At 36.5% G+C, this 12,714-nt stretch carries 9 protein-coding genes and 1 riboswitch; of the genes, 7 read left to right on the forward strand and 2 right to left on the reverse strand.

Features of this window, described 5'->3' with window-relative positions; translation table 11 throughout:
* Nucleotides 1-23: 23 nt before the first annotated feature.
* Genes J0383_RS00725 through J0383_RS00750 form a run of 6 tightly spaced genes read left to right on the forward strand, consistent with a single transcriptional unit; the run spans nucleotide 24 to nucleotide 6,570 of the window.
* A complete protein-coding gene (locus J0383_RS00725) occupies nucleotides 24-947 on the forward strand; it encodes a hypothetical protein (protein ID WP_207296546.1) in 924 nt (307 codons plus the stop codon).
* Nucleotides 937-2,301, forward strand: a complete 1,365-nt coding sequence (locus J0383_RS00730) for an ATP-binding protein (RefSeq protein WP_207296547.1) — start codon at nucleotides 937-939, stop codon at nucleotides 2,299-2,301. Before J0383_RS00725 ends, J0383_RS00730 begins: the two co-directional genes overlap by 11 nt.
* Nucleotide 2,302: 1 nt before the next feature.
* Nucleotides 2,303-2,860: a hypothetical protein gene (locus J0383_RS00735; protein ID WP_207296548.1), complete on the forward strand. Its 558-nt coding sequence runs from the start codon at nucleotides 2,303-2,305 to the stop codon at nucleotides 2,858-2,860.
* 35 nt (nucleotides 2,861-2,895) lie between these two features.
* Complete coding sequence (locus J0383_RS00740; protein ID WP_207296549.1) at nucleotides 2,896-3,174, forward strand: hypothetical protein; 279 nt, start codon at nucleotides 2,896-2,898, stop codon at nucleotides 3,172-3,174.
* A 16-nt stretch (nucleotides 3,175-3,190) separates the two neighbouring features.
* The gene (locus J0383_RS00745) at nucleotides 3,191-4,522 is read left to right on the forward strand and encodes an eCIS core domain-containing protein (RefSeq protein ID WP_207296550.1); all 1,332 of its coding nucleotides are present in this window, start codon (nucleotides 3,191-3,193) and stop codon (nucleotides 4,520-4,522) included.
* A 29-nt stretch (nucleotides 4,523-4,551) separates the two neighbouring features.
* A complete protein-coding gene (locus tag J0383_RS00750) occupies nucleotides 4,552-6,570 on the forward strand; it encodes an eCIS core domain-containing protein (protein WP_207296551.1) in 2,019 nt (672 codons plus the stop codon).
* A gap of 203 nt (nucleotides 6,571-6,773) precedes the next feature.
* Here the strand turns inward: J0383_RS00750 and J0383_RS00755 are convergent, their stop codons facing one another.
* Both J0383_RS00755 and J0383_RS00760 read right to left on the reverse strand, forming a co-directional pair.
* Complete coding sequence (locus tag J0383_RS00755; RefSeq protein WP_207296552.1) at nucleotides 6,774-7,919, reverse strand: DUF5074 domain-containing protein; 1,146 nt, start codon at nucleotides 7,917-7,919, stop codon at nucleotides 6,774-6,776.
* Nucleotides 7,916-10,066, reverse strand: a complete 2,151-nt coding sequence (locus J0383_RS00760; protein WP_239023203.1) for a TonB-dependent receptor — start codon at nucleotides 10,064-10,066, stop codon at nucleotides 7,916-7,918. The genes J0383_RS00755 and J0383_RS00760 overlap by 4 nt, the downstream gene beginning before the upstream one ends.
* Before the next feature lie 12 nt (nucleotides 10,067-10,078).
* Nucleotides 10,079-10,278, reverse strand: a riboswitch (cobalamin riboswitch).
* A 603-nt stretch (nucleotides 10,279-10,881) separates the two neighbouring features.
* On the opposite strand from J0383_RS00760, the gene J0383_RS00765 reads away from it, so the two are divergent.
* Nucleotides 10,882-12,696 carry a T9SS type A sorting domain-containing protein gene (locus tag J0383_RS00765; RefSeq protein WP_207296553.1) on the forward strand — a complete coding sequence of 605 codons (1,815 nt, stop codon included), beginning with the start codon at nucleotides 10,882-10,884 and terminating at the stop codon, nucleotides 12,694-12,696.
* The last annotated feature ends 18 nt before the right edge of the window (nucleotides 12,697-12,714 follow it).

Raw genomic sequence — 12,714 nt, forward strand, 5'->3', positions numbered from 1 at the left:
TTAAACTCACTAATTTTAAGTTTATGGATCGTATTTATAAAAATTTCTACAGACAATTTTACTTAAAAACAGGAGGATTTATACCCACAAAACCCCTAAATCAAAACCTGTTTCCGGGAGATTATTTTCAGATCAAAAACGGAGAAATCGTTTTACTGGGAAACTTATATCGCAATTCGATTGTAAACTCTCAGGATGTTGATTTAAGCGGTACGATACCACAGAATAGCGCTAATTGGAGTTTTAGCGATGGTATTTCAAAGCCGTATTCGGGAAGAGGACATGGCCAGGCTCCTATTGACGGGCAGTTTGAATTCAGCCGTCAGATATTGGCTTTTGCAAATCCGGGCAGTTTTATTTTTAAAGCAGAACAGCCCGAATCTGTAAAAATTAATAACTGGAACGAAATTCAGCAATCCCTGATTATAAAGCTTACACAGTCTATTTATTCGTTTAGGGAATTGTATGTCGTGACCGAAAGTGCCACAGCCGCCAGCACTACACTTGCTATTGCAGGAGAATCTTCTGCCGAACTCGAACTCGCAAGCGATACCGAAAATTTTGGTCTGGCTGATCTTTTCGGACATTCAAATACCAAAACGATACAATCCAAGGACATCGATTATTATCATCACGAAACCAAACGAAAACCGGCTTATTTTAAAGCTAAAAAACTGATTGTTCAAGAGGAAAAAATTTCCTATTTCATTAGTGATTTTATCAGCAGAAACAATCATTCTTTTGAATGGACAAATGAACTTTTCAATTCCCATTTTGATAATACGGTCGAATTTAATTCAGAAAGAATACTGCAAAACGCACAAGATCATCTTCTGGATATGATGCAGTCGAATGAACTAAATCCAAATACGGCACTACTCTATTTTAAATGGGCAAATGCAAGTCTGGATGACATTGAGAAATTATTTGAAGGGTATGGAAACTAATCAAAATGTAGCTTCGCTGTATGCCGAAATGGATTGGCTGCAAAAGGTTATCGATCAGGTAATCTGCAGTTATCTGCTTCAGGAAGGTCATGAAAACCGATGGCAGGATATTCCCATGCCTGATGGGTTTGATGAAGAAAACAGCGCTTACCACCAAAAATTAAACGAATGGAATCTTAATCTGTACGAGCGCCTTTGTCTGGCCCTTGTTCTGGCTCCTCAAATACGACCTGAAATATTGGATATTTTCTTCAGTAAAAATGCCATGTATGATCGTGGGTTTACGGAGTTTGGAGGTGTTGTCAGCAAAAATCACAGCGGTTTTTTACCCACGGGACAAACTTTTGCTTTTTTAGCAACAGCTGTCGATCCTGAACTACGTGTTGAAATGCTGCAAGTGCTTCATGCATCAAATATTCTAATAAAAGAGCAAGTTATATTTCTTGAAGCTTTGGAAGCAAATGTTCCGCTCTTAAATCAGCTGATTTCAGTAAACGAGCGCTGGCTTCAGTTTTTCCTAACTGGAACATTACCACGTTTGGAACACAGTGTTTCATTTCCTGCCCAACAGATTTCCACCAAACTCAATTGGTCTGATTTGGTATTGGAAGATCATATCATGCAGCAAGTTCTCGAAATCGAAGCTTGGCTGAAATACGGTTCTGTTTTAATGAACGAATGGGGACTTGACAACAAGATAAAACCAGGTTACAGAACACTGTTTTATGGACCGCCCGGAACTGGAAAAACGCTGACTGCAACCTTATTAGGCAAAAGCAGTGATCGCGAAGTGTACAGAGTAGATCTTTCGATGATTGTCTCTAAATATATTGGTGAAACCGAAAAAAATCTTTCGAAAATATTTGATACGGCTCAGCATAAAGATTGGATTTTGTTTTTTGATGAAGCGGATTCTCTTTTTGGAAAAAGAACACAAACCTCATCTTCAAACGACAGACACGCCAATCAGCAGACGGGTTATTTGTTACAGCGGATTGAAGATTTTCCGGGAGTTGTTATTCTGGCTTCCAATTTAAAAGAAAATATGGACGAAGCTTTTTCGAGAAGGTTTCAATCTATGATACATTTTACGATGCCTGCAGCCGATGAAAGATTGCTTTTATGGGAAAATGCATTTTCAGGCAAATGCCAGCTTGATCCTGCTATTGATCTGGAAAATATAGCCGAAAAATATGAGCTTGCCGGAGGTGCCATTATTAATGTACTTCGATACTGCGCTTTGAAATCCATTCAAAAAAATGAAACAATTGTAACCCTTCCCGTTTTAATTGAAGGCATCAGGCGTGAATTTAAGAAAGAAAACCGAACTATAAGTGTCACTCAAATGAACTGATATGAGAAAAACGGATGATAAACCTGCATCAATGGTTTCTAAAAGGCATTTTTATTCGCATGAAATAGAACTGAAACTAGGGAACTGGAAGAAACATTTTGATTTTAATTACAGAAGCACTGTAATCGTAATGGCCTTAAATCATTTCATAAAAGAGCATGAATTAGTCGTAAACGGATATTTAATTACCACCAAAAGTCTTTTTCTAATTGTAAAAACAGAAAAAAAATCAATTGACGAATTGGTCGAAAAAATCGAGCTTCATATCGCTTTTCTGTTAAAAAAATACGACAATAAGTTTACCAATTCAATTTCTAAAGATGATTTTTTAATCGAAATGGAAAACATATTGTACACAGTTCACCAGCCGCTTTTCAAATTAAAAATGATAAAGAGTCATTATTTAATAAAACTTATTACTGGACAAAAAATCGATATTCCGTATTACGATCCAGAACTTGAATATTTAAAACTGCTTATTAAAAACCATCCTTTTTGTTCTTCAATTGATTATTCGGGTGCTTTGGGGCCTGTTGAAGTTACCTTACTTGATGATTAGATTGAAATAATTTACTAACTATTAAAAGAGAAAAAATGGAACCGTACCAAAAAAAGACCGCATTGAGCAATTCTGAAGTTACAGCAGCAAACGCTTCGAACACCAATTCCGCTTCAGTACAATTGAAAGATAACAGACCCGAATCTGTAGCCCAATTTACAAAGGTGCATCACAATCCTACCAAAAAGAAATATATTCCTAAAGCACTTGGAAAGAAACAAGTTGCAGATTCGGCCGCCGCTCTTGCTATAAAAAAAGCAAGTCCAGTTCCAATTAGTAATAAAGAAGCAAGAAGACAAGCTCAGGGAAAATAACTTAAAGTATACTAAAATGGCACTACAGCACCAAAAATCATCCGAACAAAAATCATCTATAACTGCTGCTAATACAGACAGCGGTGTGTCGGCTGTACAATTAAAAGATAACCGGATGCAGTCTGAAGTGCAGCAAAAATTAAGTAATACATCTTCTGAACCTATTCAGAAAAAAGAGAACAAAACGGGTCTTCCGGATCATTTAAAATCAGGAATGGAAAACCTCAGCAATCAAAGTTTAGATCATGTAAAAGTGCATTACAATTCTTCTAAACCTGCAAAGGTACAAGCTTTGGCATATGCACAAGGCTCAAACATTCACATTGGGCCAGGACAAGAAAAGCATCTTCCGCATGAATTAGGTCATGTTGTACAGCAAATGGAAGGTCGGGTAAAACCAAACACAAAAGTTGACGGTATGCCGGTAAACAACGATGCGGGACTTGAACAGGAAGCTACCAATATGGGGAATCGGGCTATTCAGCGTGCAGCTTCTCATTCCCAAAAAAATGTAAATCCTGTTCAGGCAAAAAAATCAAATCCAGACTATACAGCACAATTTCAAAGCATGGATCATCTCGGGATTCCGGGTGTTAACTATGCGGTAATGAACCAAAAGAATTACAACCAGTGGCAGCATACTATTCAGGCAAAATCGGCTCTAAATGGTGTTCAGCATAATGGCGATCAGGTTGTGGTAACTCAGTTTCAAAATTCAGACGAGGTAAAACAGTTTTTTCTTCCCAATAAAGTAGTTGGTGGTCTGGTAATTCTTGAAGGAATATTGTCATTGGCTGCTGGAGTCGCGCTTCTTGTAATATCGCACGGAGCGGCATTTGTCCCGGGTATTGCAGGAATCTCTGTTGGAGTTGCAAAAATTGTCCGTGGTGCCCTTACCATTCATGGAGGTGATAAACCTTCCCCTAAACACAAAGCCGCAATAGACGCGCTTCGTCTTTTTGAAGCTGCTGTAGCTTTAACCGCAGGTGCTATAGGAATGAATATTCCAGGAATTATATTTGGAGTCGCGAAAACACTGCGCTCATTGCTTCACATTTTAATGGACTGCATGGATAAAGATAATCCATCTCTTGCTTATAAAGTTTTCAGTGGCATTGCTTCTGCACTCCATTGGATTGAAGTTGCTGCTGGTTTTGCATCAGGAAGTATTGATGCGCACCATGCTGGAGCAAGTGAAATTGCAACAAAAGCCATTACGGCGACAAATAGCATGAGTGTTTCTACCTCTAAAATTGTAAGAGCTTCAAATCAAACTGCTGGTGCGGTAAAAACCGTTAGAAATAAATCTCAACAGGCGCCAGACATACATTCACCATTACTTGAATAATTTATTGATTTATAATAGCATTAAACAGTATGGAACACATTCAAGATATCAGTGAAAATAAAATACAATCCGTTTCGGCAAGTCTGAATGAAAAGGCTATTCAAAAAAAAGGAAGGATATTGGAAGACAACCGCCCTGCTTCTATTTTACAAAGAAAAGCCAACAATACCGGACTGCCCGATAATTTGAAATCAGGTATCGAAAACCTCTCTGGTCATTCTATGGACGATGTAAAAGTGCATTATAACTCAGACAAACCGGCTCAGCTCAATGCACATGCGTATGCACAAGGTTCTGATATTCACATTGCTTCCGGACAGGAAAAACATCTCCCACACGAAGCTTGGCATGTTGTACAGCAAAAACAAGGACGTGTAAAACCAACCTTGCAGATGAAGAAAGGTAAAGTAAATGTAAATGATGATAAGGGTTTGGAAAATGAAGCTGATGTTATGGGAAGAAAAGCTACTCAATTTATGAATTTACATGAAAAAAACTCGAAAACAAGTTCATTGATACAAAAGCATCCAGATTTACTTAAAACGACTCAAAGAGTTATAATATTCCAAAGAAAAATTACGGATAATTTAATAAAACAAAAAATAAAAAGTCATTATGCAACCCGTAATGTAGATCCAATAGTGCTAAATATACTTTTAGAGGATGCTTTTGATAACACAAATAGTTATGAAACCGCTATCGAAAGAATTGATAGAGGAATCATGCATGACAATGCTATGACTGCTCCAGATAATAACTCTGCAAGGAAAAAAAATACTAATAAAAGAGCTAATATAGATGTTAGTGATACTCGTGCTAGACCTTCTTTTGAATCCAGTGTTCCTGAAATGGAAACATCAGAAGATGAACTAAAAGAAGAATGGAATGAATCCAATACCACAAAATTTTATTCAAAAATCAGGGGAATGTTAAAAATTGCAAGAGATCCAGATCATGAAAATCATAAAGAAACAAAAGAGAAACTAGATAAACTTATAAATGGATACAAACAACATGATTCTGTAAAGAAATTAATTGATGGGGCTGTAAGAGTAAAAGCTACAAAAGCAAAAGGCGCAAGTACAGGAACTGGCTTAGATGAACTTTTCAAAACTTCAGAAACTATGAAATATCTTGAAATGTCCTATCGTCCTCCAAAAGATATGCAGTCTGTTGCAAAATTCGATGGAGAGGAGTTTGACTGGATGGATGCACAGGAACAAATAAGACTTTCTACCGAGTTTATCATTTGGGCAGGTGATCTCGTTGAAGAGATTTCAGGACATACAGGGACATTTCAAAAAAAATATAAAAGTAATTGGATGACCCAAAAACAAGCTGTTATGCATGAAGTAAGGGATGATGCTATATCAAAACGAAGTAATCCTGCTACTGGTATCGTCGAAGCTGTTTCCACTCATTTAAGAATAACGGAAAACGTAGAAGGTCTTGTAAAAGAAAGATATAAAGGTCCAAAAGCTTCTGAAGCGTTAACAAGTGATGGGCATTCTGTAGATGAAAGATATGACGAAATATTAAAGGATCTACAACGTCATCGAAATGTATTGAAGAGTTATATTCAAGATTTTAGAAAAAAAGCTGTTCCTACAGGAAACTCTTCACCATTAATTGCAAGACACGGAGGTTTGGATTATTATCCTGAATCCCCAATGCAATATAGTGAAGATGAAGAGCCAGTGGAAATAAAAAAAACAGGGAAAGTAAATGGAAATCCCTTATTCAACTTGGCTTCACAATGGCGAAAAACTCATGGCACTCCATCAAAATCTATTCCTCCAAAACCTGTAAATCCAGCAATTGCAGAAGCAAGAAAATTTATCAAAGAAAATTGGAGTTCAAAAATGGCTACAAGCATTAACAAGTCCGCAAAACTACAGGCTAAAAAGCTGGGAGAAGATGCAGATCCAGATGAATTCGATAAAGTAATGATTATGAATTATATTGCAAAAATAGAATTGCTGGACTCTAAAGATGGTTTACCCGAAATAATTAAAAATCTAAAGGCAGAATTGGATAAGCTTTCATAAATAGATGCTGTCGAATTACGACATTATCAGGAACAAATACGAACAATCTAAGTGGTTATCAATCTATTGAAACTGCTTGCCAGGATTTCCCTAATACTTATAAATTTTATCACTACCCTGGTAAAAGATATACCAATATAACTAACATCCGTAATTTAGCTAAAGCACTTGTAACAGGTCTACATTAATCAGTTTCTACCATTCTACTTCTTCGTAATAAAAGCAATATGAGCCGGAATATTTCCAGCGGTTGTTTTCCATTTTAATTTTCCATCGGGAGTAAAACAATAGATATATCCTGTTACGACATAGTTTTGAGCATCAGTGATATATATTTCTTTGGTTTCGGGATTTACCTGAAGTCCATACGGAATCATTATTTTTTTGTCGGTACCATCAGTAATAATTTTGTCCGTTACGATTTTCTTGGTTTTAGTATCTAAAATCCCATAACTCACTTTGTTGCTTCCCGTTAAATAACTCCATGATACACTGTAATAATACAATAGATCATCGACCAAACAAGTTCCCGAAACGGGAATATCAAGCTGCATTTTCTTTTCGTCGGTTTTGGTATCAATTACAAAAAGATTTGACGGCGTGTTGTAATAATCTCCTCGTGAACTCACATAAATATCTCCCCTGCTGTCAATCTGCATGCTGTACAAATTAATGCCAACATCAATTTTTTTAATCTCAGTAAAAGTTTCAAGATCGATTACCGAAACGGTTCTGTCGTAATTAGGAACACGATAGCCACCCGAATTGGCCACATACAATTTTCCGTTATGCACTACCATTTGTTCCGGCTGATAACCAACGGTAACTTTACGTTTTATTTCTAAAGAAGTAGTATCAATTTCGGCTACAAATCCAATTTCGGCATTCGGATCAATCGCTACTGGACCTGAATACGAACTTACGTAAGCCTTGTCTCTGTAAAAAGTAACATAACGACAATTGGGAATATCGATTTTCTTAATTCGCTTTGCAGTCCACTTTTCAAGTACTTCAACCTTATTCGAACAGTTTATAACAGCATACACTTTGTTACCATAAATTTTTATATCATTACCTACATCTCCCAGCTCTTTTACAACCGACGGATTTCGTTCTGAATACACATCTGTGGTATAATTTCCGGTTCTATAATTAAAAACATCAAGGCTGGCTCTGTTCATTCCCATATTGCCTTCATTGAGCAGATAAAATCCCTCAATATTTCCATCACTTCGTGGAGCCGCCACATTCGTATCTGAAGAAAGAAAAATCGTTTCATCTTCGCGGCACGAAACCAGATTAAGGATTACAAAAGCGCTTAGTATTATTTGTATAAGGTTCTTTTTCATAATTCGATACTGATTATAAATTTGAAGGTTCTGCCCGGCATCGGATAATTGTAAATCACTTCATATTGCTGATTGAAGGTATTGTTCACTTCCACGGCAGTATTCAATTTGTATTTGCTGAAGAGGAAAGATTTCTGCACAGCCAAATCGTGAGTGTACCAAGGCTGAACTTCATTTACTTTGATATTATTGACATTTCCGTTATACCGTTTTCCAACGTAAATAAAACTGTAATTAAAATTCCATGTTTTGTATCCTGCATTCAAAATTGCCGATCCGCTGTGCCATGGTGTATAGGGAATCTGGTCGCCATAAGATGAGATTTCTAAACCAACAAATTTTGTAAAATCACGACTTTCAGAGTATGTATAAGTAAGATTGGCAGTAAGATTTACTTGGTCAATATGGGCTGCCGCATTCAAAACTGTTTCGATTCCCTTACCTCTCACCTGCCCTATATTGGTCATCATCCAGCGGAAAAGATTTCCGGTTGGTGCAGCGACAATTTTGTCTTTGGTATTCGTGTAATACGCATCGGCTTGAATTGAAAGTCTGTCTAAAAAACTTTCTTTAAAAGGCAGGTTATACGTAAAACCAACATCGTACTGATTCATATATTCCGGTCGTAAAGTACTGGAACCAATCATTGTATAATACAAATCATTGAAAGTAGGCATTCTGAAAATGCGTTTTGCAAACGCTCTTAAATTAAAATCATATTGCTTAAATGGTGTATAACCCAGAAACAAAGCAGGCGTAAATTCGGTTTTATTAGGCGGTTTTGCATTGTAACGAACTTCTTCGATTACACGAGTACCCACAACGCTTCCAAGAACTTTAAATCCGTCATATCGATAGGAACTTGCCAATGAAAATAATGCAGTATAACGCTGTGGAAAAGAAAACTGAGTTTGAATTCCCCTTCTGGTGGCATTTAATTTATTGTATTGCAAATCAGTGGAAAGAGAAACATCCCAATTTTCTAAAATACTGTACATGTTTACTGCCGAAAAATACACTTCCTGCTGATAATAACTATCGTCAGATTGCGCTCCTTCGGTTACAGGTTCTCCTAAAACTTGTGTGGTATCTCTAGCGATATAATGAGTGTAATCGTATGCGTATTTACCTCTGATTTGAAATTTATATTTATCGGAAACATCTTTCGTTAAAAAAGCCTGAGTAAATAAATTCTTGTCAAACTGTCTGAATCCATCTTTAAATTTATTTTCTACAATAGCACCCGGCGCTCCTCTTTCAGAATCATAATAATACACTTTGGCATCCCAAGAGCCATTATTAATTTTTCCATAAAGTCCAGATTCAAAACGAAGCGCTTGTATATCGCTGTTCCAACGCGTTGCTGTAGTGTCATAAGCCGTGCTTCCGTCCTGATTTTTTCTTTTGTATCTAAATTTATACTGACCATTTGATTTAATAAATTCAGAGCTGACACTCATACTTACATCATCGCTCAGTTTTTGTTCCCAACGCAAAGAAGGATCATGGTAATCAATTGACATAGTTTTGTAACGAACGAGCAGATTTGATTTTTTGCTTCCGCTGAAAACAGGTCTTTTAGTGCGTAAATAAATTGTAGATGCCGCTGAAAAGTCTTTTGCCGACTGGAAAATTTCACTTTTTTGTCCGTTATACATCGTAAGTGATTCCATATCGTCTAACGAATATTTCCCAAGATCGGTTACTCCATTCTGTGCATTTCCAAGCTGAATACCATCATAAAAAACACCCACATGATGCGTACCCATATTACGTACATCAACAGTTTTGAGTCCGCCCACTCCGCCGTAATCTTTTATTTGTGTTCCAGCAAAATAACGAAGCGCATCTGCCACATTATGAGCCGACAGATTTTCGAGCAAAACACCCGAAAGGCTTTGTACAGGAATAACTTCCTGATAGGGTTTCGTTTTTAAAACTACTTCTTTTAAAACCCGAGAACTATCAGCCGACGTTTGAGAGTGAAGCAAAACAGGAATCAATAAAATAAAAGCGGTGAAAAAGGTTTTCTTAAAATTGTACATCATTGTTGAATTAAACCAACTTTCTGATGATGATGATATAAAAAACCATAGAAAAGAATCCCGCTGTATATCAGCCGGTAATTTCTTTGTTTTCCACTTCATACCACGAAAGTTTTAAACTATATGATTCTGGCAGGTCTCCTGACTTGTTCCATCTTTAAAACAGCCTTCTCATCCGCGTAAGCGAACAATGGCATAAGTGTCGTTTAAAGACGTAATAGAACTTACAGTAGCGGGTCTGTTCAGGAGTTACACCTGATTCCCTTTTAACTATTCTTCTAAATAAAAAATAGACCAAAATCTGGAGCAAATATAGGGTTATCTTTTAAAAAACGTTTTACTATTTCCACTTTCCTATCGTTTATTTATGTAGAATCAAAAGAAATTTTGAAAGAGTCCAAAATACCGTAAAAGCAGGCATTTCCGTAAGAAGTTACATAATTATCATGTCTAACAACCTAAAAACATGGGAATTATGTAATAATTTAAAAAAATACTGTAAGAATTATACGAGTTTAAATTTTATATTTGTTAAACATGATTTCCAAAGAAAGGTAAAATCTGTAAGATTAGTAATCTTTATGAGCCTTAGTCTAAAAACATTTAAATCGTTTTTTTAAAATATGCCCTAACATAAAAAATGAAAAATGAAAAGAATTATATGCCTAATCCTCTTGTTTTCCCTTTCCGTTTTTTCTCAGACTCCGCCGCCGCCTGGTTTACCTAATCCTCCAACGGGGCCTAATCCACCGGGACTTCCCATAAATGAACTGGAAGGAATATTATTTGCTGCCGGAATCCTATTCGGCATTTTTGTCCTTAAAAAGAAATATAAAATTAAGCTTCTAAAAAAACCATATTTCTAAGCCTTATCATCTCTACTATCTAAAGTATATTCTAAAATAAAAATGAAGTTTATGAAAAAAATTACATTCCTTTTTATTCTGATTTCCATACAAGCTTTTTCACAAATATATGTTGGCGCAAGCACTCCTGTATACGTTCAAAATCAGGTTTTGTACGTGGGTCAGAATATAAATCTCGCTGCTAATTCAAATCTGTATCTGCGAAATCTTTCTCAGCTTGTACAGGGAACCACTGCTACTTCAACCAATTCCGGAACGGGAACCATATCGGTTTATCAAGAAGGAACTTCAGATAATTTCGAATACAATTATTGGTGCTCTCCAGTTGGTATTAACACCTCATCTACCGGAAACAATAACTTTGGAATTACACTTCTAAACAGGCCTACAACTTCTACAGCGTCTACTCCTGCTACAATTCTGTCATTAGGAAATTATGATGGAACCTCAAATCCGTTAGCGATTGCCTCGTATTGGATTTATAAATTGACCAATGCTAATAATTATTCGCAATGGGTTCAGGTAGCGGGCAATACAACAATTGCGCCTGGAGAAGGTTTTACCATGAAAGGAACCAGCGGCTCAGATGCTACAAATCCTGAAGGAAGCGGTGCTAATAATCCCGGAGGAACTGGTGCTCAGAGATATGATTTTAGAGGAAAACCAAACGACGGAAATATTACCGTAACTGTGGGCGCTTCCAATGCTTCTACCCTTACTGGAAATCCTTATCCTTCTGCGCTTCATTTAAATGCCTTTTTATTAGATCCGCTAAATAGTGCCTGCACCGGAATCGCCTATTTTTGGGAACAGGATAAAACTGTAAATTCACATTTTTTAACAGCTTACAAAGGTGGTTACGGAAGTTATTCTCCGGGATCGTTAGGTTCAAATGGTATTTACGTTCCTGCCACTTTTAATACTTACAATCCTGACGGAAGTGTGAATACTACCGGACCATCTTCGGGACTTTCGATTCAACGAAAATATTCGCCTATCGGACAAGGTTTCGTAATAAACGGTGTTATAAACGGAACGGTTACTTTTAGAAATTCATATCGTATTTTTTACAAAGAAGGTTCAGGATTGTCGCAGTTTAACAAACCTGCAAAAGATAAAACTACGGCCAAAACCACTTCTAAAAATACCGAAAATGAAGCTGAAGAAGAAGTTCAGGAAATTCCTCATATTCGAATAAATACCATCATCAACAACCAATTTACAAGACAGCTTGCATTGGCTTTTTTACCAGAAGCCACTGATGGGGTTGACAGAGGACTTGATGCGCTCAATATGGATTCGGCACTTCCTAATGATGCTAACTTTTGGCTGGAAGGAGGAAATTATATCATACAGGGAGTAAATTTTGATACTTCTAAAAGAATTCCACTTATTGTAAAAGCAGAAACAAGTTCTACTTTTAAATTTTCTGCTCCTATAGTTGTCAACTTTGACAACACTCAAAATATTTACCTCTACGATGAATTGGATTCTTCGTATCATGACTTAAAAAATGGAAGTTATGAAGTTACAGTTGCTCCTGGTGTATACACTGACCGCTTCAAAATTACCTTTACCAATTCTACACTTGGTGTTGGTGAAGCAACGAAATCAAACTTCTATATTAGTCAAGATAACACCAATCAGGTTTTAAGAGCTTCAAATCCTGAATCTACAAACTTTAAATCGTTTAGATTATACGATATGCTTGGTAAAGTGGTATTGTTTAAAGACAATCTAGGAGCCGAACAAAACTATGCGTTTTCTACATCTGGTTTAAGCGACGGAATTTATATCGCCGCCTTTTTAACTTCAGATAACGAAAAGATATCACAAAAGATAATTATTACCAATTCAAAAAACTAACTATCAAATACAGCTACA

Origin of the sequence: Flavobacterium endoglycinae (genome assembly GCF_017352115.1) — a bacterium.
Lineage (GTDB): Bacteria > Bacteroidota > Bacteroidia > Flavobacteriales > Flavobacteriaceae > Flavobacterium > Flavobacterium endoglycinae.

Excerpts from the sequence above, each read along its gene's own strand:
- J0383_RS00765 (WP_207296553.1), top strand. The coding sequence starts at position 10,882 with ATGAAAAAAATTACATTCCTTTTTATTCTGATTTCCATACAAGCTTTT.
- J0383_RS00730 (WP_207296547.1), top strand. The coding sequence starts at position 937 with ATGGAAACTAATCAAAATGTAGCTTCGCTGTATGCCGAAATGGATTGG.
- J0383_RS00755 (WP_207296552.1), bottom strand. The coding sequence starts at position 7,919 with ATGAAAAAGAACCTTATACAAATAATACTAAGCGCTTTTGTAATCCTT.
- J0383_RS00750 (WP_207296551.1), top strand. The coding sequence starts at position 4,552 with ATGGAACACATTCAAGATATCAGTGAAAATAAAATACAATCCGTTTCG.
- J0383_RS00760 (WP_239023203.1), bottom strand. The coding sequence starts at position 10,066 with ATGAAGTGGAAAACAAAGAAATTACCGGCTGATATACAGCGGGATTCT.
- J0383_RS00745 (WP_207296550.1), top strand. The coding sequence starts at position 3,191 with ATGGCACTACAGCACCAAAAATCATCCGAACAAAAATCATCTATAACT.
- J0383_RS00740 (WP_207296549.1), top strand. The coding sequence starts at position 2,896 with ATGGAACCGTACCAAAAAAAGACCGCATTGAGCAATTCTGAAGTTACA.
- J0383_RS00725 (WP_207296546.1), top strand. The coding sequence starts at position 24 with ATGGATCGTATTTATAAAAATTTCTACAGACAATTTTACTTAAAAACA.
- J0383_RS00735 (WP_207296548.1), top strand. The coding sequence starts at position 2,303 with ATGAGAAAAACGGATGATAAACCTGCATCAATGGTTTCTAAAAGGCAT.